The organism is Streptomyces sp. NPDC006476, from assembly GCF_040612015.1.
In the GTDB taxonomy this organism is placed as follows: Bacteria; Actinomycetota; Actinomycetes; order Streptomycetales; family Streptomycetaceae; genus Streptomyces; species Streptomyces griseorubiginosus_B.
On sequence record NZ_JBEXPK010000012.1, the window covers coordinates 200,351 to 220,237 of the forward strand.

The 19,887-nt window shown below is 71.8% G+C and carries 21 protein-coding genes; 7 read left to right on the forward strand and 14 right to left on the reverse strand.

The window, feature by feature from the left end:
* Window positions 1-19 precede the first annotated feature (19 nt).
* Together ABZZ74_RS16220 and ABZZ74_RS16225 are read right to left on the reverse strand one after the other, a co-directional pair.
* Complete coding sequence (locus ABZZ74_RS16220; protein WP_356765235.1) at window positions 20-601, reverse strand: ATP-binding protein; 582 nt, start codon at window positions 599-601, stop codon at window positions 20-22.
* Window positions 591-2,936, reverse strand: a complete 2,346-nt coding sequence (locus ABZZ74_RS16225) for an excinuclease ABC subunit UvrA (RefSeq protein ID WP_356765237.1) — start codon at window positions 2,934-2,936, stop codon at window positions 591-593. The genes ABZZ74_RS16220 and ABZZ74_RS16225 overlap by 11 nt, the downstream gene beginning before the upstream one ends.
* 180 nt (window positions 2,937-3,116) lie before the next feature.
* Between ABZZ74_RS16225 and ABZZ74_RS16230 the strand changes: the two genes are divergently transcribed.
* On the forward strand, window positions 3,117-3,593 hold the full coding sequence (locus ABZZ74_RS16230; RefSeq protein ID WP_356765239.1) for a hypothetical protein: 477 nt from the start codon (window positions 3,117-3,119) through the stop codon (window positions 3,591-3,593).
* A 40-nt stretch (window positions 3,594-3,633) separates the two neighbouring features.
* Here ABZZ74_RS16230 and ABZZ74_RS16235 read toward each other — a convergent pair whose 3' ends face one another.
* On the reverse strand, window positions 3,634-4,635 hold the full coding sequence (locus ABZZ74_RS16235) for an LLM class flavin-dependent oxidoreductase (RefSeq protein WP_356765241.1): 1,002 nt from the start codon (window positions 4,633-4,635) through the stop codon (window positions 3,634-3,636).
* Between the two features lie 63 nt (window positions 4,636-4,698).
* Between ABZZ74_RS16235 and ABZZ74_RS16240 the strand changes: the two genes are divergently transcribed.
* The 4 genes from ABZZ74_RS16240 to ABZZ74_RS16255 all read left to right on the forward strand — a co-directional run bounded on the left by ABZZ74_RS16240 (window position 4,699) and on the right by ABZZ74_RS16255 (window position 7,727).
* Window positions 4,699-4,917, forward strand: a complete 219-nt coding sequence (locus ABZZ74_RS16240; RefSeq protein WP_356765243.1) for a hypothetical protein — start codon at window positions 4,699-4,701, stop codon at window positions 4,915-4,917.
* A gap of 24 nt (window positions 4,918-4,941) precedes the next feature.
* Window positions 4,942-5,616, forward strand: coding sequence for a hypothetical protein (locus ABZZ74_RS16245; RefSeq protein WP_356765245.1), 675 nt, complete (start codon window positions 4,942-4,944; stop codon window positions 5,614-5,616).
* Window positions 5,617-5,760: 144 nt separating this feature from the next.
* Window positions 5,761-6,978 (forward strand): glycosyltransferase, encoded by a 1,218-nt coding sequence (locus ABZZ74_RS16250; protein ID WP_356765247.1) that lies wholly within the window; start codon window positions 5,761-5,763, stop codon window positions 6,976-6,978.
* Between the two features lie 257 nt (window positions 6,979-7,235).
* The gene (locus tag ABZZ74_RS16255; protein WP_356765249.1) at window positions 7,236-7,727 is read left to right on the forward strand and encodes a hypothetical protein; all 492 of its coding nucleotides are present in this window, start codon (window positions 7,236-7,238) and stop codon (window positions 7,725-7,727) included.
* A gap of 30 nt (window positions 7,728-7,757) precedes the next feature.
* Here the strand turns inward: ABZZ74_RS16255 and ABZZ74_RS16260 are convergent, their stop codons facing one another.
* Window positions 7,758-7,973 (reverse strand): dodecin, encoded by a 216-nt coding sequence (locus ABZZ74_RS16260; RefSeq protein ID WP_240858827.1) that lies wholly within the window; start codon window positions 7,971-7,973, stop codon window positions 7,758-7,760.
* A gap of 290 nt (window positions 7,974-8,263) precedes the next feature.
* Here ABZZ74_RS16260 and ABZZ74_RS16265 point away from each other — a divergent pair, with 290 nt between their 5' ends.
* Window positions 8,264-9,463, forward strand: coding sequence for an extracellular solute-binding protein (locus ABZZ74_RS16265; RefSeq protein ID WP_356765291.1), 1,200 nt, complete (start codon window positions 8,264-8,266; stop codon window positions 9,461-9,463).
* A gap of 21 nt (window positions 9,464-9,484) precedes the next feature.
* Here the strand turns inward: ABZZ74_RS16265 and egtD are convergent, their stop codons facing one another.
* From egtD to egtA, 4 genes are read right to left on the reverse strand one after another with little or no spacing between them, the layout of a single operon-like run.
* Entirely contained in the window at window positions 9,485-10,447 is a 963-nt protein-coding gene (gene egtD / locus ABZZ74_RS16270; protein ID WP_356765251.1) for an L-histidine N(alpha)-methyltransferase, read from the reverse strand.
* Window positions 10,444-11,235, reverse strand: coding sequence for an ergothioneine biosynthesis protein EgtC (gene egtC, locus ABZZ74_RS16275; RefSeq protein ID WP_356765253.1), 792 nt, complete (start codon window positions 11,233-11,235; stop codon window positions 10,444-10,446). The genes egtD and egtC overlap by 4 nt, the downstream gene beginning before the upstream one ends.
* A complete protein-coding gene (gene egtB / locus ABZZ74_RS16280) occupies window positions 11,235-12,554 on the reverse strand; it encodes an ergothioneine biosynthesis protein EgtB (protein ID WP_356765255.1) in 1,320 nt (439 codons plus the stop codon). Before egtB ends, egtC begins: the two co-directional genes overlap by 1 nt.
* The gene (gene egtA / locus ABZZ74_RS16285) at window positions 12,551-13,861 is read right to left on the reverse strand and encodes an ergothioneine biosynthesis glutamate--cysteine ligase EgtA (RefSeq protein WP_356765257.1); all 1,311 of its coding nucleotides are present in this window, start codon (window positions 13,859-13,861) and stop codon (window positions 12,551-12,553) included. The genes egtB and egtA overlap by 4 nt, the downstream gene beginning before the upstream one ends.
* A gap of 289 nt (window positions 13,862-14,150) precedes the next feature.
* On the opposite strand from egtA, the gene ABZZ74_RS16290 reads away from it, so the two are divergent.
* On the forward strand, window positions 14,151-14,975 hold the full coding sequence (locus tag ABZZ74_RS16290; protein ID WP_356765259.1) for a TIGR02452 family protein: 825 nt from the start codon (window positions 14,151-14,153) through the stop codon (window positions 14,973-14,975).
* A gap of 370 nt (window positions 14,976-15,345) precedes the next feature.
* Here the strand turns inward: ABZZ74_RS16290 and ABZZ74_RS16295 are convergent, their stop codons facing one another.
* From ABZZ74_RS16295 to ABZZ74_RS16320, 6 genes are all read right to left on the reverse strand, one after another.
* Window positions 15,346-15,792 (reverse strand): type II toxin-antitoxin system PemK/MazF family toxin, encoded by a 447-nt coding sequence (locus ABZZ74_RS16295; protein ID WP_356765261.1) that lies wholly within the window; start codon window positions 15,790-15,792, stop codon window positions 15,346-15,348.
* A 37-nt stretch (window positions 15,793-15,829) separates the two neighbouring features.
* On the reverse strand, window positions 15,830-16,048 hold the full coding sequence (locus ABZZ74_RS16300) for an antitoxin (protein ID WP_356765263.1): 219 nt from the start codon (window positions 16,046-16,048) through the stop codon (window positions 15,830-15,832).
* A 191-nt stretch (window positions 16,049-16,239) separates the two neighbouring features.
* Window positions 16,240-17,652: an SPFH domain-containing protein gene (locus tag ABZZ74_RS16305; RefSeq protein ID WP_356765293.1), complete on the reverse strand. Its 1,413-nt coding sequence runs from the start codon at window positions 17,650-17,652 to the stop codon at window positions 16,240-16,242.
* 188 nt (window positions 17,653-17,840) lie between these two features.
* Entirely contained in the window at window positions 17,841-18,059 is a 219-nt protein-coding gene (locus ABZZ74_RS16310) for a hypothetical protein (RefSeq protein WP_356765265.1), read from the reverse strand.
* Between the two features lie 26 nt (window positions 18,060-18,085).
* Window positions 18,086-19,504 carry an amidase gene (locus ABZZ74_RS16315; protein ID WP_356765267.1) on the reverse strand — a complete coding sequence of 473 codons (1,419 nt, stop codon included), beginning with the start codon at window positions 19,502-19,504 and terminating at the stop codon, window positions 18,086-18,088.
* 228 nt (window positions 19,505-19,732) lie between these two features.
* Window positions 19,733-19,887: PhoU domain-containing protein (locus tag ABZZ74_RS16320; protein WP_356765295.1), on the reverse strand; the 155-nt coding region annotated here is incomplete at its 5' end.

Here is a 19,887-nt window from a genome sequence, read left to right on the forward strand (position 1 = left end):
CTTCTGTCGCTCCGTCGCGTCAGTCGAAGCGGAAGTACGCGGCGGCCTCGGCCGGTGCAACCGCTTCCCGGCGTCCCGGTACGTCGTGGACGGCGCTCGCGCCCTCGGAGCGCAGTCGGTCCGCGCCGGCGTCTCGGGCCATGATCGCGGCGTAGGCGCGGACGTCCGCGGGGGCGAGGTCGGCGCGGCCCCGCTCCCGGTACTGCCGGAGGAGGTCGGTGATGTCCGGATCGAATCGCAGCATGGTCACCGGGGCGTCGAAGCGCCTGGCGATGGCGATGAGCCGGGCCCGGGCCTGCGGTGTGACGTTCGTCGACTCGGCGACCGCGCTGCGCCCGGCGCCGAGCCTGGAGACGATCCTGCGGTCACGTTCCTCGAAGACCCGCGCGTCCGCCGCGTCGGACCGGGCCAGCGCGGGTGCGGAACCGAGGAGTTCCGCGCGGATCTCGTCGCTGGACACGACGGCCTCCGCGTCGATCTGGCGCCGCGCCACGAGGGCCCGGACGAAACTGGTCTTGCCCGAGGCCGGCGGGCCGACGAGGACGACGAGCCCCGTCGGTACGTGGATGACCGGTGGCAGAGCGCTGGGATCAGGGCGCACCAGGACCGCCCAGTACTCGTGCCAGATACGGCGCCGTCGCGCTTCCCTCCGCCCGGGCCACCTCCACCGGCGTCCCCGTCGCCACGATGTGGCCGCCCGCGTCGCCGCCGCCGGGGCCGAGGTCGATCACCCAGTCCGCGCCCGCCACCACCGACATGTCGTGCTCGACGACGACGACCGTGTGTCCGGCGTCGACAAGACCGTGCAGCTGACGCATCAGGACCTCGACGTCGGCCGGGTGGAGTCCGGTCGTCGGCTCGTCGAGGAGGTAGAGGGTGTGACCGCGACGGCCGCGCTGCAACTCGCCGGCCAGCTTGATGCGCTGGGCCTCACCGCCGGACAACTCGGTCGCGGGCTGCCCGAGTCGCAGATAGCCGAGCCCCACGTCCAGCAGGGTGCTCAGACTCCGCGCCACGACCGGGGTGTCGGCGAAGAACTCCGCCGCGCTCTCCACTGTCAGATCCAGCACCTGCGCGATGTTCCGCCCCCGGTACGTCACTTCGAGCGTCTCGGGGTTGTAGCGCGCCCCACCGCAGTCCGGGCACGGCGCGTAGGTGCTCGGCAGGAACAGCAGCTCCACACTCACGAACCCCTCGCCCTGACAGGTCTCGCACCGCCCGCCCGCGACATTGAAGGAGAAGTGCCCGACCCCGTAACCCCGCTCGCGTGCCGCGTCGGTGGCCGCGAAGACCTTGCGTACGACGTCGAACAGGCCGGTGTACGTGGCCAGGTTGGACCGCGGGGTGCGACCGATCGGCTTCTGGTCGACCGAGACCAGCCGCCCCACCCCCGCGAGGTCCTCGGTGATCTCGCCGATGAGCGTGGACTTGCCGGACCCGGACACACCGGTGACCGCGGTGAACACCCCGAGCGGGAACTCGGCCGTCACGCCACGCAGGTTGTGCCGGGTGACCGGCCCGACCTTCAACTCCCCTCGCGCAGAACGCACCTGCCGTACCGCGGCGGGGGAGCGGTCGAACAGGAAACGGGCCGTCGCCGACTCCTCGACCCCGGCCAGGTCCGCCACCGGTCCGCTGTGCAGCACCTCGCCGCCGTGGTCACCGGCGCGCGGGCCCACGTCGACGAGCCAGTCGGCACCGCGCATGACGTCGAGGTGGTGCTCGACCACGAACACCGAGTTGCCGGCCGCCTTCAGCCGCTCCAGCACGGTGAGCAGAGCCTCGGTGTCCGCCGGGTGCAGACCGGCGGACGGCTCGTCCAGGACGTACACCACACCGAACAGTCCGGAGCGCAACTGCGTTGCCAGGCGCAGGCGTTGGAGCTCCCCGGCGGAAAGGGTCGGGGTGGCGCGGTCCAGGCTGAGGTAGCCGAGGCCGAGTTCGAGGACCGGGGCGATACGGGAGATGAGGTCGGCGGTGAGGACGCGGGCGGTCTCGTCGGTGGCCACCAGCTGGTCGGCGAGGTCCGTCAGCGGCAGCGCGGCCAGTTCGGCGATCGTACGGCCGCCGAAGGTGACCGCCAGCGCCTCGGGCCGCAGCCTGCTGCCGCCGCAGACCGGACACGGAGCGCTGGTCAGGAAGCGCTCCGCCCGGGCGCGCAGGGTCGCGCTCCTGGAGTCCGAGAAGGTCTTCATGACATACCGGTGGGCGCTCATGTACGTGCCCTGGTACGGCCGTTGGATACGATCCGCGTCCCGCACCGGGTGCACGGTGACGACCGGCTGTTCCTCGGTGAACAGGATCCACTCCCGCTGCTCGGCGGGCAGTTCACGCCAGGGCCGGTCCACGTCGTAGCCGAGCGCGTCGAGGATGTCCCGCAGGTTCTTGCCCTGCCAGGCGCCGGGCCACGCGGCGATGGCACTTTCGCGGATCGACAGCGACGGATCGGGGACCAGTGAGCGCTCGGTGGTGCGGTGCACCCTGCCCAGCCCATGACACTCCGGGCAGGCTCCGACGGCCGTGTTGGGGGAGAAGGAGTCGGAGTCGAGGCGCTCGGCGCCCGGCGGGTAGTCGCCGGTGCGGGAGAACAGCATGCGCAGCGAGTTGGAGAGGTTGGTGACCGTGCCGACGGAGGAGCGGGAGGTCGGCGCCGAGCGGCGCTGTTCGAGCGAGACCGCCGGCGGCAGCCCCGTGATCTCGCCGACCTTGGGCGCGCCCACCTGGTGGATCAGCCGGCGGGCGTACGGAGCGACCGACTCGAAGTAGCGCCGCTGGGCCTCGGCGTAGATCGTGCCGAACGCCAGCGAGGACTTCCCCGACCCGGACACCCCCGTGAACACCGCCACCACGTCCCGGGGAATGTCGACGTCCACGCCCTTGAGATTGTGCTCCCGGGCTCCGCGGACACGGACGTACGGGTCGTGTGGGCTCGGCATGCGGGGACTCCGTACGGACCTCGACCAGGGCGGGACAAACCCCATAATTCTATGCGAGCGACGCACGCGACGGCCGTGCCCTGCCCGAGCACGGTCATATGCGCCGTGGCATCCGGCCTGCGTGTCACGATTCAAATATCTTGGCGGCGGGGACACGGCTCTCGCAGAGAGCGCTGTCTCATGGAAGGGGAGTTCCGCACCATGCCGATGTTCGGCAGACGTGACAGACACGAGGAGGCCTTCGGCGAAACGCGGGAGGCGGCGTTACGGGCCTTCGCGATCTCCGACGAGGACCTGCGCACCCTCGAACGCGTCACAAGCCACGCGCGCACGCAGCTACTGCGGCTCAGCGACAGTGACCTGGAAACGATCGACAACGGCAGCGGGTACCGGTTGATGCCGCTCCTGTACCAGCGCGCGGGCGCGGCACGCGTCCTCGGCCACTCGGGTGTACCCATGCTGGTCACCGAGGTGAGCAACGTGCAGGCCGCGGTGCTCAACCTCGAGTCGTACGAGGGCGATCACATGCTGGTGCTCGAGGGCTACGACCTGCTCAACAGACTCACGCTCCTTGCCGAACTGGCCCATGTACCCGAGGAGATCGGTGGCGTCGTCACCCTGCCGAACGAAACACCGGGCGCCCCCGCCCACCGCTGAGCCCGGCACGGCGAGCGGCCCGGGCGCTGAGGTCTGACGCTCACCGCCCGGCGAAGATCCCGGCCAGTCGGCGGTACGACTCCAGCAGCGCCGTCCGGTCGTACGTGCTCGTCGTGACCAGGACCTCCTGTGCTCCCGTCTCCTTCAGCACCGTCTCCAGCTCATGGGTGACCTGCTCCTCGGTCCCGGCGAGATGGCCGGTGAGCCCGGACTCGTAGAGGCCGCGTTCCTTCTCGGTCATCGTCAGCGCCTCGACGCGCTCGGTGGGCGGCAGGGGCGGGAACGTGCCGTGCGTGCGCGAGTACGCCATCGACCAGGCCTCCGGGATCAGCAGCCGCCGCGCCTCCTCCGGCGTGCCGGCCACCGCGATCGTGCCCGAGATGACGACGTACGGCTCCCGGGCCCAGGGGGAGGGGCGGAACCGTTCACGGTAGTGATCGATGCCGCGCTGCATCTTCTCCCTGTTCCGGAGGTCGCCGATGACCATCGGCAGACCGGCGCGGGCGGCGATCGCGGCGCCCTCGCCCATCGCCAGCACGAAGGGCGGCACGGACAGCCCCTCGGCGGGGCGTGCGTGCACGCCCGTGGGGGACGATCCGGTGAACCAGCCGAGCAGTTCCTCCAGTTGGCCGGCGAAGTCCTCGGCGTCCCCCTTGTCGCGGCCCAGCGCCCTGCGCACCCCGTCGGTGAAGCCCACGGACCGCCCCAGCCCCATGTCGATCCGGCCCGGGAACAGTGACTCCAGCACCCCGAACTGCTCGGCCACCACGAGGGGTTGATGATTGGGCAGCATCACACCACCGGTGCCGACCCGTATCGTCCGTGTCGCCGCCGCGACGGCGGAGGCCAGCACGGTCGGCGCGGAACCGGCGACCCCGGGCACGCCATGGTGTTCCGACACCCAGAAGCGGTGATACCCGAGCCCCTCCAGGTCCCGCGCCAGCCGCACGGTGTCCCGCAGAGCCTCCGCACCGGTGTGCCCCTCGCGGGTACGGGAACGGTCGAGAACGGAGAAACGGGTGCGGGCGATCAGGGAGCTCATAAGAGGTTCAACGCCTGACGGACCCCAGGATTCCTTCCCGCGTGACGCCCGTACGATCGCCGCATGACGAGCCCGCAGCACTGGACCGTGCACCACTTCTCCCAGGCCAACCCCGCCGGCCCCGGCTGCGACAGCGCCCCCGCCTTGCTACGGCGCCTGGCCGACTCCATCGAGGCGCTGGGGCCGGTGGAGGTCCAGCACATCGTCATCGAGTCGGAGATGACCGAGCACGGAGAGTGGCGCTCGGGAACCGTCTACTACTACTTGCCCGAAAACGATTAGGCCGGGAGCGGGCGGCGTGTTCCGATGCTCGTTGTGAAACAGCGGGTGCACCTCCACGGAGTCCGGCTGGGGAGCAACGAGTTCCGGGTGATCCGGGCCGACTCGACCCCGGCCCGACTGGCGTTGCGCGACGACCGTCACTGGCTGTCGATGTACGCGGACCGGCCGGGCGCAGCCTCACTCGTCGCCCTGTGGGCGTTGGCCGCCCGGTCCGCCCATTCGCTGGTCTACCTGCCGATCCGGGCCAACCCGGTCCCTGACGGCGTCATGAGTGAGGGGGAGCCGGTCTCACTGGACCTGGTGCTGGTCCACCACAGCCTGCAGTTCCCGACCGCCTCGTGGAAGCGGATCCGGGCACGGCTCGGCGTGGGCAAACCGCACACGACGGCCACCCCGGCCGAGGACTTCCCCGACGAGAGCGCCATCGACTACGAGCGGCGACACCACCGGGCGTACCGCGACCACCTCGCCTTCCACATCGCCGCGCACACGCTCTTCGTCGTGGGCAGTTCCACCGCGTTCCGGGAGCACGGCGCCGCGCTCCGCGGTCTCGTCGACGAGGCCCCGTCCCATCTCCACCGCTATCCGAACGCGGGGCATTTCTGCGTGGAGATCAATCCGGGCCCCTGGCCCGTACGGACCCGTGGCCATGTACCTGGAAGCCTGCACATCCAGTACTCCAGCACCTGGCAGATCTGAGGGCCCCCGAATGACGAAAGGCGAGGAGTTGACAACTCCTCACCCTTCTCAACGTATAGCGCACCGGGGGACTTGCGGCAAGGCCCCCGTTGTGCCGCAGAATCGCCTGCCGAGACCAGGACCTGCGGAAACGGGGATGTTGACATGCGTGTGGTGCTGACGGCGTGGGGATCGCGTGGGGACGTGGAGCCGCTGGCGGGACTCGCGGTGAGCCTGCGCGAACTCGGTGCGGAAGTGCGGGTGTGCGTGCCCGCGGACGACGAGTTCGCACAGTTGCTGGACCGTGCAGGCGTACCGCTGGTGCCGCTCGGGCCGACGGTGCGTTCCATCGTGACCCGTCCGAAGCCGCCGGGTGCGGCGGCCGCGTTCCAGCTCGCCCCCGAGTTGGTGGCCGCTCGGTTCGACACGCTCACCACGGCGGCCGAGGGCAGCGACGTCCTGCTGGCGACCGGCCTGATGCCGTCGGGGGCACGGTCGGTGGCCGAGAAGCTCGGCGTCCGGTACGCGTTCGCCTGCTTCCACCCCTTCGGGCTGCCGTCGAAGCACTTCCGCCCGGGGGCGCGGCCGGGCACGCCCTCCCCGAAGGAGGAGACCGACCTCGAGGTGCTGTGGGAGCAGGACGGCCAACGGGTCAACCAGCTGTACGGCGAGGCGGAGAACCGTCACCGCGCCGCGATCGGTCTGCCGCCGCTGGACGGCGTCCGGGACTACGCCCTGACCAGCCCGGCGCTGCTGGCCGCGGACCCGCTGCTGGCTCCGTGGAAGAACATGACCAACCTCGAACTCGTCCAGACCGGGGCGTGGTTCCTGCCGGACGACCGCCCGCTCCCGCACGACCTGGAGACCTTCCTGGACGCCGGTGAACCGCCGGTCTACGTGGGCTTCGGCAGTATGGCCATGCACTCCTCGCCGGACCTTCCCCAGGTCGCCGTCGACGCGGTGCGCGCCCACGGCCGGCGCGTCCTGCTCTCCCGCGGCTGGGCGGGCCTGGCCTCGGTCGACGACCGGGACGACTGCTTCGTCCTCGGCGAGGTCAACCATCAGGCCCTGTTCGGCCGGGTCGCGGCCGTCGTGCACCACGGAGGCGCGGGCACCACGCAGACCGCCGCCCGGGCCGGGGCGCCCCAGGTGATCGTCCCCCAGATCGTGGACCAGCCGCGCTGGGCCGCCCGCGTCGCCGAACTGGGCATCGGCGCCGCCCACGACGGTCCGACACCGACCGTCGAGTCCCTCTCCGCCGCCCTCAAGACGGCCCTGACCCCGGAGACGCAGGACCGCGCGAGGTCCGTGGCCGCCAAGGTCCGCACGGACGGAGCGAAGGTGGCCGCCCAGCTGCTGTTCGACGGGTTTCCGGACGCCTGAGCAGGCCGGCCACGTGCGGGCGTGAGTGGCGGAAGGTGTCTGCCTAAGGGGTCCTTTCACTATGAGCGTCCGATCAGGTCGCGTGGTCTGGTGCCGTGCATCGCAAGGCGCCGGAGCGCCCTCGATGGGGGTCCCCCCGCTCGAGCGAAGCCGAGAGTGGGGGAGGAGCCACGTGGGCGTTTCGGCAACGTGGCGAGGTGCGGTGCCAGGCCGCGCGACCCGGACGGGCATAGTGAAAGGACCCCTAAGGTGGGGGCGTGACCGACAGCAGTGATCGTCCCCTCGCCGTCTTCGACCTGGACAACACCCTCGCCGACACCGCCCACCGTCAGCGCTTCCTGGAGCGCAGTCCGCGGGACTGGGACGCCTTCTTCGCCGCCGCGCCGCAGGACCCGCCGACCGCGGAGGGCATCGCGCTGGTGCTGGAGAGCGCGAAGGAGTGCGAGGTGGTCTATCTGACGGGGCGGCCCGAGCGCTGCCGCCGGGACACGCTCGCGTGGCTGACGGCGCAAGGGCTGCCGGAAGGGCGGGTGTTCATGCGGCGCAACGACGACCGCAGGCCCGCCCGGCGTACCAAGCTGGAGATCCTCCGCCGTCTCGCCCGTACCCGGGAGATCCGGGTGTTCGTGGACGACGACGAGCTGGTGTGCGAGGACGCGGAACGAGCCGGGTTCCGGGTCGTACGGGCACGCTGGACCGCCCCCTCCGCGGCGCTGAAGAAGGCGCAGGAGGGGGAGGGGCGTACCTGAGGTTCGAGGAAGGCCCGGTGAAGCGGTCCGTCAGTCGGACTCGTCGAGCCGGAATCCCACCTTCAGGCCCACCTGCCAGTGCGCGATCTCTCCCTCCTCGATCTGGCCGCGTACCTGCACCACCTCGAACCAGTCCAGATTGCGCAGCGTCTGCGAGGCCCGGCTGATGCCGTTGCGGATGGCCTGGTCGACGCCGTCCGGCGAGGTGCCGACGATCTCGGTGACCCGGTAGGTGTGGTTCGACATGCGGGTGCTCCTCTCCGTACGCCCCTGATGACCGGAGCGTCACGTGTGTCGCGCGTCACTCCACCGTGCCCCAAGCTGCGGCGGAGCGCGAGACGTCCGGTTACTCGCCACGGCGCCCCTTGACGCCCGGTATTGGTCCATACCAAACTCCCGGGCACGCCCGTACGAGCTCCCGCTCGTCCCCCCACGCCGGGACCTTCGCCCTGTCCGTCAGACAGAACAGGACCCCCGTGAGACGTCGAAGCCTGCTTTCCCTCGCCTCCCTCGGCCTGCTCGGCGGGTGCGGACTCATGCCGGGCGGGGAAGGCAGACGCACCGTCACCGTGTGGCTGATGAAGGACAGCGCCTCGCCGGACTTCCTGCACCGCTTCACCGAGGCCTTCGAGCGCGACAACAGCCACCTGCGCCTGGACATCCGCATCCAGCAGTGGAGTGGCATCGGCCAGAAGGTCCAGCGCGCGCTCGACGACGACTCGGGCACCGGTCCCGACGTCATCGAGGTCGGCAACACCCAGGTCCCGCAGTACGTCGAGGACGACCGGCTCCTGGACCTGACACTGGAGTCGGCCCTGCACTGGGGCAGCCGCGACTGGCTGCCCGGCCTCGCCGAGCCGGGGCAGCTCATGTCCCACCAGTACGGCATCCCCTGGTACGCGGCCAACCGTGTCGTCATCTACCGCAAGGACCTCTTCGCGAAGGCCGGCATCACCTCCCCGCCCCGCACGCACGACGAGTGGCTCACCGCCACCGAACGCCTCAACTCCGGCGGTAATCAGGGCATTTATCTCGCGGGACAGGACTGGTACACCCTGGCCGGCTTCATCTGGGAGGAGGGGGGCGGCCTCGCGGACGACGGGGACAGCGACGGCGCCGGCTGGCGGGGCTCGCTGGACACCCCGGCCGCCCTGCGCGGCATGGACTTCTACCGGCGTCTGCAGGCACTAGGCGACGGCCCGACCGGGGCCGACGAGGAACACCCGCCCCAGGCCGGCGTGTTCGCCAAGGGGCGGGTCGCACAGATCATCGCGCTGCCCGGTCTGGCCCGCACCGTCGTCCAGCAGAACCCCGGCCTGCAGGGCAAGCTGGGCTTCTTCCCGGTGCCGGGCAAGGTCGCCGGGCGGCCCGGTGCCGTCTTCATCGGCGGCTCCGACCTCGTCGTACCGAACAACACCCGCGACCAGGACGGCGCGGTGGCCGTCGTCGCCGCGCTCACCGGCGCCCGATGGGACACCGAGCTGGCCCGCGCCATGAACTACGTCCCCAACAAGAGGTCCCTCGCCCGGCACGTCGCCGGTGAGGACGGGGTCGCGGCCATGGCGGCCGGTGCCGCACGGGGCCGGGCGACCCCGGCCACGCCCCAGTGGGGCGCGGTCGAGGAGGACAACCCGATCAAGCAGTACATGACGCGGGTGCTCACCGGCGCGGACCCGGCGACCGAGGCCCGCAAGGCCTCCCGGCGCATCACGGCGGTCCTGAACCGCCTGGACTGACAGGAGTGTCAGTCCAGGCGGTCAGCGCACCACGCTCAGCGACAACGCGAACCGCCCATCGTCGTCCGTCCACCAGTGCTCCAGATCCAGCCCCGCGGAGGCCAGTTCGGCGCGCACGCCCTCCTTGCGGAACTTCGCCGACACCTCCGTGCGCAGCTCCTCGTCCTCCGCGAAGTCGACGGCGAGATCCAGTGCCGGGATCTTCACCGTCTGGGCGGTACGGGAGCGCAGCCGCATCTCGATCCACTCGTTCTCCCGGTCCCACAGGGCCACGTGGTCGAAGGCGCCGGGATCGAAGTCGGCGTGCAGTTCCCGGTTGACGACGGTCAGGACGTTCTTGTTGAAGGCCGCCGTCACCCCGGCCGCGTCGTCGTACGCCCGCACCAGCACCTTCTCGTCCTTGACCAGGTCCGTGCCGAGCAGCAGCGCGTCACCGGGGGAGAGCAGGGAGCGGATCGCGGCGAAGAACGCGGCCCGTTCGACCGGCAGCAGGTTGCCGATCGTCCCGCCCAGGAAGGCGATCAGCCGGGGACCCGGCGTGTCGGGCAGGGTCAGACTCGCGGTGAAGTCGGCGATGAGAGCGTGTACCTGGAGCCCGGGGCGTTCGGCGATGAGCGCGTGCCCGGCCTGCGTGAGCGCGCTCTCGCTGACGTCCACGGGGACGTACGTGTGCAGGTCGCTGAGCGCGTCGATGATGTATCGGGTCTTCTCCGAGGAGCCGGAGCCCAGTTCGACGAGCGTGCGGGCCCGGGTCGCCGCGGCGATGTCGTTGGCGCGGGCGACGAGGATCTCGCGTTCGGCGCGGGTGGGGTAGTACTCGGGCAGTTCGGTGATCTGCTCGAAGAGCTCGCTGCCGTGGGCGTCGTAGAACCACTTCGGCGGCAGCGTCTTCGGCGTGCCGGTCAGGCCCCGCTGGACGTCGGCGCGCAGGGCGGCGTCGGTGGCGTCCTCGGGCAGGGTGCGGGTGAGAAGGAACGGACTCACGTACGGGGCTCCTTCGACGGTGCGGTGGCCAAGGTCTCGCTCGGCTCCTTCAGGGGGGTGAGCAGCACGTCGGTGCGGCTCGCCGCGAGCAGGGTGCGGTCGGGGACCTCCTGCCAGTGCGGATCGTCGTCGTAGGGCTCGGAGGCCACGACGGTGCTGCGGCCGGGGGAGGTGAGATACCAGAGGGTGTCGCCCCAGGCGGTGGCGGTGATGGTCTCGCCGTTGGTGAGCAGCAGGTTGAGCCGGGAACCGGGGGCCGCCTCGGCGACCTCCAGCACGGTGTCGGCCAGCGCCTGCCCCTCCTCGTCGCCGGCCCGCAGCCGGGCCAGGACCAGCGCCCAGACGAGGGCCGAGTCGTTGCGGGCCTCCAGGGACAGCACGTCGACCGCGGGCAGGCTCTCCACCAGCGGTGCGAGCGACCGCGGCCAGCCCTTGACGGCACCGTTGTGGCTGAACAGCCAGGGCCCGGTAGCGAAGGGGGCCGCCGCGGCCTCGGCGTCGGCGCCCGAGAGGGTCGCGTCGCGTACGGCGGCCAGCAGCGCGCCGGTGCGGATCACCCGCGCGAGGTCCGCGAAGGACAGGTCCGCCCAGATGGGTCCGGCACGCCGGTAACGGGCCGGCACCGGATCGCCCTCGGCGTACCAGCCCACCCCGAAACCGTCGGCGTTGACCGTCCCGTACCGCTGCCGCCGGGGCTCCCACGACTGGCGGTACAGGCTGTGCGCGGGCTCCACGAGGAGCCGGCCCAGCGGCTCCTCGGGGCCCAGATACGCCAGATGACGGCACATCAGACGTCTCCCGCGGACCGGGCGGTGCGGAACCCGGAGAAGATCTGCCGCCGGATCGGGTAGTCCCAGTTGCGGAACGTGCCCCGGCAGGCCACCGGGTCCACGGCGAACGAGCCGCCGCGCAGCACCTTGTACTCCGGTCCGAAGAACACCTCCGAGTACTCCTTGTACGGGAACGCCTCGAAGCCCGGGTACGGCAGGAAGTCGCTCGCCGTCCACTCCCACACGTCACCGATCAACTGCCGTACGCCGAGGGGCGATTCCCCGGCCGGATAGCTGCCCGCCGGGGCCGGGCGCAGATGCCGCTGGCCGAGGTTGGCGTGCTCCGGGGCCGGGTCGGCGTCGCCCCACGGGTAGCGCATCGAGCGGTTCCCGGCCGGATCGTGCCGGGCGGCCTTCTCCCACTCGGCCTCGGTGGGCAGCCGCCGCCCGGCCCAGCGGGCGTAGGCGTCGGCCTCGTACCAGCACACGTGGACGACCGGCTCGTCGGGCGGCACGACCTCGGTGACGCCGAAGCGGCGCCGCAGCCACTGCTTGCCGTCACGGCGCCAGAACAGCGGGGCGGTGATGGAGTGTTCGCGGATGTGCGCCCAGCCCTCCGCCGTCCACCAGCGTTCGTTGTCATAGCCGCCGTCGTCGATGAACGCCTGGTAGGCGCCGTTCGTGACCGGTGTGGTGTCGATGTGGAAGGAGGCCACCTCGCGCCGGTGCGCGGGGCGTTCGTTGTCCAGCGCCCACGGCTCGCTGGAGGTGCCCATGGTGAACGGGCCGCCGGGGACGAGGACTTCGGCCGGGCCGGTGGACAGCGGGACCGGCTCCGGGTCGGGAGCCGTCAGGGCCTGCGGGCCCTTGCGGAGCTGATGGGTGATCAGCATCGTCTCGTCGTGCTGCTGTTCGTGCTGGGCGATCATCCCGAAGGCGAAGCCGGCCTCCGTCAGCCGAGTGCCGTGGAAGTCGGCGCGCTCCAGTACGTCCATCACCCGCCCGCGCACCTCGGCCGCGTAGGCGCGGGCCTCGGCGGGCGGCAGCAGCGGCAGCGAGGGCCGCTCCGAGCGCGGGTGCTCGAAGGCGTCGTACAGGCCGTCGATCTCGGGGCGCATCGCCTCCCGGCCGGCGACGCCCCGCAGCAGCCACAGCTCCTCCTGGTTGCCGATGTGGGCGAGGTCCCACACCAGCGGGGACATCAGCGGCGAGTGCTGGGCCGTGAGGTCGGGCTCCTCGACGCAGCTGGTCAACAGCGTGGTGCGGTCGCGCGCGGTGGTCAGGGTGGTCAGGGCCCGCTCACGGAGCGTCTCGGCGTCGATGGCGGGGTCGGTCATGTGCGGAGGTCCTTCCCGTGGGTGCGCCCGGCCGTGTCGTACACACGGTCGAGCAACTCGTCGGCCGGGGTGCGGCCCTGAGCGACATAGCGGTCCCGGTACGCCGTGACGGCGGCCGTGACCTCGGGGGTGGCGCCGATCCGGGGCAGCGCCTCGATCGCGGCGGCGAAACAGGTGACGGCCGCCTCGTGCAGCTCGGGGTCGGCGAGGCCCGAGCGGGCGGCGTCGAGCCACAGCGGGTTGTGCGGCGCCGGCTGCGCCATGGCCCGCTCGGCCAGGGGCTTCACCGTGCGGTAGGCGGTCTCGGCGGCCCAGGGGTCGTCGAAGAGCGCCGTGGCCACGGCGAGCGGAACGATCCAGCCGTCCTCGCCGGGCTGCGCGTCGATCATGCGCAGCTCCAGGAAGCCGCGCGGTCTGACCGGCGGGAACAGGGTCGTGATGTGGTAGTCGAGGTCGGCGCGGGTCGGGCGCCGGGGGGTGCCCGATCTGGTCCATTCGCGGAAGGTGAGCCCATCCGGGACGTCCCAGGCCGTGCCGTCCCGCCGTACGCACATCACCGGCGAGTCCAGGACGTGCCGGGCCCAGGCGGCACGCGGATCGCCCTCCAGCGGAGGTCCGCCCGCCCGGCCGGCGCCGATCTCCATCCAGGTCAGCTGCCGGGTGGAGCGCCAGCCCGTGGGCTCGCGGTCGGCCAGCGGCGAGTTGGCGAAGGCGGCCACCAGGACCGCGCCCAGCTGGTGCGCCAGCCACCAGCGCCGACCGTGACCGAGGGGGCCGGGCTCCTCGTACCCGGCGTCCAGGCACACCTGCACCGACGCCGAGGTGCACATCATGCGGCGGCCGGCCGGACCGGTGCGGTCCAGGCAGGTCTCCATGGCGTCGTAGCGCGGCTCGTGCAGGAACCGGCGCGGGGAGTGCCAGGGGTCGTGTCCGATGCCGACCAGGCCGAGACCGTGCCCGGCGAGCGCCGTACGGACGGCGTCGAGGTCGGCGGATACGGTACCGATGCACTCCGTCAGGGAGGCGGCGGGCGGCGAGCTCAGCTCCAGCTGGCCGCCGGGCTCTATGGTGAGCGCCGACCTCAGGGGCACGGTCCGCAGTGCGGCGTAGGCCGCTCGGAGTCGTTCGTGTGTCACGGGGAGCCGCGGGTCGCGCAGCTCGTGGACGAGCCATTCCAGTTCGACCCCGACGCCTCGGGGCGGGCCGGTCTTGAAACATATGCCTCGTACCAGGGCCTCCACCTCGGCTTCGGTGAGGGCGGTGCGAGGCTCCGTACAGTCGCTGCAGTCGGTCACTGAATCGGACATGTCGGATCCCTTCTGAGGTTCCACCGTGCCGTCGGCCGGAGCGCCGGGGCGCCCGGACGGCGACACCCGTCCCACCCAAAACCCTCGCGCCGATTCGCACAAGGGTGCGTACCGGCACGTTCCGACTCGGTAATCTCCTCGATCCGGGTGTTTTCTGCGGTTTTCCTGGGCGTTCACGGGTGCGGAAAACTCCGTTGCACCGCATGTCCAGCATCACCCAGGATGCCTGCATGAGCACGACGGGGGAGCGCGCACGGGGCGCGCTCATGGCGCCGACGGGGGTGGCGCCATGAGCGCGCGCCTGCGCGGCATCGCACACGAGACCGAGCAGATCGTGGCGGCGGGCACGTATCGCGCGCCCGACGGACGCGAGGTGTCCGTCGCGGCGGCGGTGGCGGCGGCCCGAGCGGGTACGGCCATGTACGGGCCTGATCCGATACGGACACCGCAGACCGTTTCCGCCGAGACGTTCTTCGAGGTCACCGGCGAGAGCAGCCTGGAGGCGGCCCGCAGGCTCGGCGGCGAGGTCGCGGTGCTGAACTTCGCCTCGGCCCGCAACCCCGGCGGCGGCTTCCTGAACGGCGCGCAGGCCCAGGAGGAGGCCCTGTGCCGCGCCTCCGCGCTCTACACGTGCCTGCTTCAGGCGCCGGAGTTCTACGAACACCACCGCGCCCACCGCGACCCGTTCTACACGGACCGTGTCATCCACTCACCGGCCGTCCCCGTCTTCCGCGACGACCGTGGCCGCCTGCTCGACGAGCCGTTCAGCGCCGGCTTCCTCACGGCGGCGGCCCCGAACGCCGGCGTCGTCCGCCGTACGGCGCCCGAGCGGGCCGCCGAGCTGCCACAGGCCCTGACGACACGCGCCGAGCGGGTGCTGGAGACGGCCGCGGCCCAGGGCTACCGCCGCCTGGTGCTGGGCGCCTGGGGCTGCGGAGTCTTCCAGAACGAGCCGGCGCAGGTGGCCGGGGCCTTCCGCGCGCTGCTCGGCCCGGGCGGCCGCTTCGCCGGGACCTTCGAGCACGTCACGTTCGGCATCCTGGACCGCACGGCCGGTCAGACGGTCAGAGCGGCGTTCGTACGGGCGTTCCCGCAGCGCCAGCTCCAGTCGTAGGCTGGCGAGTCCCCCGCAGACGGGGGATGCTGCGGGGGACTCACCCAGCTAGACGGACGAAGGACGGGCGGAGTTCCCGAGTCGGCGAGATTGTTCAGCGGGCTTGGCCGATCCGCATGCCGGGGCGGCGGCGGTGGACGGTCAGCCAGGCGAGGCCGCCTGCACCGGCCGAGCCGCTGCTCGCTCGGTGTCACGGAGACAGCGGAGCGCGTCGGCGTCCATCCCAACCGTGATCGCGACCGACCTGAAACCGTTCGCTCCCGTCGGGCTGGGCATCGGGCGGCCGGCTGCTCGGCGTACGCCCCTGCCTCAACCGCAGGTCGGACCGCGTCCTGGCGGGCGAGGACCTGCTCCGCTCACGGGAGCCGGGTCAGTTCCACCCGTACCGTTCCGCGAGCCGCTGGCGCACCAGGTTGAACCGTCCCCGGTCCAGCGCGCAGGCCTCGCGGCGCATTCCCTCCTCGTGCAGGCGCAGCACCCGGTCCACGTCGACCCATGAGTCACGCCCCGAGCGGTCCCAGGGCCCGCTGCCGATCGCGACCCACTCGCGGTCGCCGTCGTGCCGCTTGCTGGACAGTTGGACGGCGAGCAGGGTGCCGGTGGCCTCGCGGGCGACGACCAGAACGGGGCGGTCCTTGCCGCGGCCGTCGTTCTCCTCGAACGGCACCCACGTCCACACGATCTCGCCGGGGTCCGGGTCGCCGTCATGCGCGGGGGAGTACTCGGTACGCACCGTGCCCACCTGGCGTGGATCGGCCTCGGTGGTGGCGCCGGCGCCGAAGCGGCCGGGAACGTTCTCATCGGTAAACGCAGTCACGCACGCACCTTATGGTCTGTCCCCACAGGGTGCGCGGTCAGGTTCGCTCGGTGGACTCCTCCGCAGCCTGTTCGCGCAGCCGCTCCACCAGGTCCTTGGCCTTCTCCACGCCGGTGTCGATCTGGTCGCCGTACTTGCCGTCCGTGCGGTCGTCGATGACGTCGCCCGCCTTCTCCAGCCGTTCTCCGATGGCCTCACCGTGCGCTTCGGCGATGTCCTCCGCCTTGTCCTTGAGGTTCTTCAGGGACTCGAACACCGGGCGTCCTCCTCAAGTCGCGGCCGTGACCGCGTGACCGGATACAGGGCGATGCTCGCCGGGTGGGACGGCGGCGGACAAGAGGGCGCGTGATGCACACGGGGGCACGAACCGCGAGCACCGGCGGCGCACACGGGCCGGGGGCCCTCGAAACCGAGGACCCCCGGGTGTGCTGTGCGGACCTCCGTGCGCTAACTCTCGTTCTCCACCGGCACCTTCTGCGACGGCGGTGCCGCGATGCCGTTCAGGGACGGGGAAGTGCCGTTCGCGGGCTGGGAGTTCTGGTTCATCGAGGCGAGCAGCTGGCGGGCGAGGCCAAGGCCCGTACCGCCCATGGTGAGTGCCTTGGCGAGCATGTCGGCCATGCCGTCGGCCCCGTTGAGCACCACCATGTTGTCGACGCTGCCGAAGGCGGACGCGCCCGCCTTCACGATCTCCGGCCAGTTTTCGGCCAGTTGCTGGGCGACGACGGCCTCCTGGTTCTCGGCGAGGGCGGCGGCCCGCGCCTTGATGGCCTCCGCCTCGGCGAGACCCTTGGCCTTGGTCGCCTCGGCGTCCGCCAGACCCCTCGCCTGCGCTGCCGCCGCCTCGGCCTCACCGGTGGCCCGCGTGGCGGCCGCCGTGGCGGCACCCCGGGTCTTGGTCGCCTCGGCCTCGGCCCCCGCGGCCGCCTTGACCCGGGTCGCCTCGGCCGCCGCCGCGAGCTCCGTCTCCTTCGCCTTGGCCTGCGCCGCCGAGATCCGCGCGTCACGCTCGGCCTCGGCCAGCGTGCGCTTCTCGTAGGCCTTCGCGTCCGCCGGCTTGCGGACGTCCGCCTGCAGTTGCTGCTCCCGCCGGTGCGCCTCGAGTTCGGCGACCCGTGTCTCCTGGACGACGACCTCCTGCCGTGCGGCCGCGTCCGCCAGCGGACCGGCCTGGCGCGCCTTCGCGGCCGCCTTGTCCCGCTCGGCCTGGTAGCCGGCCTGCAGGATCTCACTGTCCCGGGTCGCCTCCGCCATCCGCGCGAACGACTGCTGCTCGGCCTCGGTGGCCAGCCGGTTCGCCTCCGCCTGCGCGATGCGCGCGTCCCGCTGGACGGCCGCGGCGTGCGGCATCGCCAGGTTCTGGATGTACCCGGTCGGATCCTCGATCTCATGGATCTGCAGGGAGTCGACGATGAGCCCCAGCTTCTCCATCTCCGTGCCGCAGGCGGCGCGGGTCTGCGCGGTGAGCTTCTCCCGGTCGCGGATCATGTCCTCGACCGTCAACCCGCCGACGATGGACCGCAGATGACCGGCGAACACGTTGTGCACCCGCTCCGCCATCAGCTTCTGCTGGTCCAGGAACCGCCGGGACGCGTTGGCGATCGACACGAAGTCGTCGCCCACCTTGAAGATGACCACGCCCCGCACCTTGAGCGGAATGCCCTGGTGGGTCACGCAGTCCACGTGCAGTTCGGTCTCGTTCAGATCCAGCGAGAGCTTGCGCACCGCCTGCACCCCCGGCAGCACCAAGGTGCCCCGCCCGGTGACGATGCGGAATCCCATGCCCTCCTCCAAGCCCTCGGTACGGTGCTTGGAGCCGGAGATGACCAGCGCCTCGTTGGGTTCCGCGACACGCCACATCGCCTTGAACAGACCGACCAGAACGAGAATGGCGGCGACCACCACTCCCGCAACGACGTCCCGCGCGGCGCCGGGGTGAAGACGCCTGCGAATCCTTGTCGTTTTCTTGACGCATGCCCCCTTGAAGAGGCTCTCACCTGCGCGGAAGCGGGCTCACGTGTGGTCAGGGAGCCGGGTGAGGGGGCGGCTCAGACGTCGTACGCCTCGGTCACGTAGACCGTCCGCGGCGGCAGGTACTCCACCACCATCACCACCGTGCCCCGCTCGATCCGCGCCGTCCCGGTGGCCGGATACGCGAGGAAGTGCTCGGCCCCGCCGCGCACCCGTACGATCACCTCGCCGACGAGCCCGGGCCCGACCGTGCCGGTGACCCGCCCCATGAGCCCGACCATCGACGCATCGTCCATGGTCACAGGGTACGGGCCCGCCCCGCCTACGCCGCCGGTGAATCGGTGACGACCTGCGGCGGCCACGCCTCGTACCAGCGCAACTCGGCCTCCGCCTGCGCCGCGAGGGAGATCAACAGCGGCTCGCTGCCCGCGGGGCCCAGGAGTTGGGCGCCGACGGGCAGTCCGTCGACGAACCCGGCCGGGACGTTGACGCCGGGCCAGCCCAGTACGTTCCACGGCCAGGCGTAGGGGCAGGCGGCGATCATCGCGCGGTCGGTGGCGAACCCGCTCAGCGGCAGCATCGCGCCGATGCGCGGCGGGGGAGCGGCCGTGGTGGGCGCGAGGACGACGTCGTACGAGCGGAAGAACGCGCCGATACGACGGTGCAGTACCGCCTCCTGCTGCCGCGCCACCCGCAGCGGTGCCCCGCCGAGCAGCCGCCCCAGCCGCGCGGCGTCGCGGGTGCGCCGGTCGAGGAGGGTGGGGAAGGGGGCCTCGCGGACGCGTTCGGCGAGGCCGACGGTCGCGCGGGGGATGAAGGTCAGCCCGATCTGGCCGTACGGCGGGTCGGCCTCTTCCACCAGGTGCCCCAAGGAGCCGAGTTTTTCGGCGAGTTGGACGACGCGTCGGCGCACCTCCGGCTGCAGGCGGGCCGGCAGCGCGGTGAACGGCGGCTTGAGGGCGAGTGCGATGCGCAGCCGGCCGGGATCGCGGCCGACCGCCTCGGAGGCGTCGATGCGGGCCGGGCGGTGGGGGTCGAGGTCGTGGTTGCCGCTCGCCGCGTCGAGCAGCAGGGCCGCGTCGGCGACGGTACGGGCGAGGGTGCCGTTGACGGTGATGCCCTGGAAGGACTCGCCGCGGGGCCAGGTGGAGATGCGGCCACGCTGGGGCTTGATGCCGATCAGATGGGTCCAGGAGGCGGGGATGCGGACGGATCCGGCGCCGTCGGAGCCCAGTGCGGCGGGCACGAGCCCGGCGGCGACGGCGGCGGCCGAACCTCCGGAGGAGCCGCCCGGGGTGTGCTCCGGATTCCACGGGTTGCGGGTCGCGCCGAACGCGGGGCCCTCGGTGAAGGGCCACTGCCCGAACTCGCAGGTGTTGGTCTTGCCGACGACGACGGCCCCGGCGGCCCTCAACCGCCGTACCGCCTCCCCGTCCTGGGCCACCGGCGGGAAGTTCCCCTCGCACCCGAACGCGGTCGGCTCGCCGGCCACATCCATGTCGTCCTTGACGGCGACGGGCACGCCGAGCAGCGGTTTGCGGACGCCGGCGGCCAACTCCCGGTCCGCGGCGTCCGCTTCGGCGAGGGCGGCCTCGCCGCGTACGACCCGAAAGGCGTTGAGGGAGGACTGCGTCGCGTCGATCCGTGCCAGCGCCTGCTCGACGAGCGCACGGGAGGTCACCTCACCGGCGGCCAGCGCCCGCGCGGACTCCGCCAGTCCTGCGGCACGGTCGAGCGTCATGGGGCCACCTCCGGGAACGTCTGTCTACCGAACGGTAACGTCCGCGCACCCGCAGCGGTACGGAATCTCGAACATCCCTCCGCCGCAAGGGACTTGAGCGGCCAGTTGCCGTCCCCTTGCCTCACCCTTACCTTCTGACCGACCGGCCCCTCCTGGGCGCGATGACAGCTCGTTCCTGCCGGTGACGGCCTGGGGCTGAGTCGAACCGGTCCGCCGCAGCGGGGCAGGTCAGGGGATCAGGGGCGTGTCAGGGAGGTAGTCGTCGGCGCGTTCGCCCGTGACGAGGTAGACCACGCGGCGGGCGATGGAGACGGCGTGGTCGGCGAAGCGTTCGTAGTAGCGGCCGACCAGGGTGACGTCGACGGCCGTCTCGACGCCGTGGT

Coding starts and splice junctions, on each gene's coding strand:
- ABZZ74_RS16225 (WP_356765237.1), bottom strand. CDS start 2,936: ATGCCGAGCCCACACGACCCGTACGTCCGTGTCCGCGGAGCCCGGGAG.
- ABZZ74_RS16230 (WP_356765239.1), top strand. CDS start 3,117: ATGGAAGGGGAGTTCCGCACCATGCCGATGTTCGGCAGACGTGACAGA.
- ABZZ74_RS16235 (WP_356765241.1), bottom strand. CDS start 4,635: ATGAGCTCCCTGATCGCCCGCACCCGTTTCTCCGTTCTCGACCGTTCC.
- ABZZ74_RS16240 (WP_356765243.1), top strand. CDS start 4,699: ATGACGAGCCCGCAGCACTGGACCGTGCACCACTTCTCCCAGGCCAAC.
- ABZZ74_RS16245 (WP_356765245.1), top strand. CDS start 4,942: ATGCTCGTTGTGAAACAGCGGGTGCACCTCCACGGAGTCCGGCTGGGG.
- ABZZ74_RS16250 (WP_356765247.1), top strand. CDS start 5,761: ATGCGTGTGGTGCTGACGGCGTGGGGATCGCGTGGGGACGTGGAGCCG.
- ABZZ74_RS16260 (WP_240858827.1), bottom strand. CDS start 7,973: ATGTCGAACCACACCTACCGGGTCACCGAGATCGTCGGCACCTCGCCG.
- ABZZ74_RS16265 (WP_356765291.1), top strand. CDS start 8,264: ATGCCGGGCGGGGAAGGCAGACGCACCGTCACCGTGTGGCTGATGAAG.
- egtC (WP_356765253.1), bottom strand. CDS start 11,235: ATGTGCCGTCATCTGGCGTATCTGGGCCCCGAGGAGCCGCTGGGCCGG.
- egtB (WP_356765255.1), bottom strand. CDS start 12,554: ATGACCGACCCCGCCATCGACGCCGAGACGCTCCGTGAGCGGGCCCTG.
- egtA (WP_356765257.1), bottom strand. CDS start 13,861: ATGTCCGATTCAGTGACCGACTGCAGCGACTGTACGGAGCCTCGCACC.
- ABZZ74_RS16290 (WP_356765259.1), top strand. CDS start 14,151: ATGAGCGCGCGCCTGCGCGGCATCGCACACGAGACCGAGCAGATCGTG.
- ABZZ74_RS16305 (WP_356765293.1), bottom strand. CDS start 17,652: ATGTGGCGTGTCGCGGAACCCAACGAGGCGCTGGTCATCTCCGGCTCC.
- ABZZ74_RS16310 (WP_356765265.1), bottom strand. CDS start 18,059: ATGGACGATGCGTCGATGGTCGGGCTCATGGGGCGGGTCACCGGCACG.
- ABZZ74_RS16315 (WP_356765267.1), bottom strand. CDS start 19,504: ATGACGCTCGACCGTGCCGCAGGACTGGCGGAGTCCGCGCGGGCGCTG.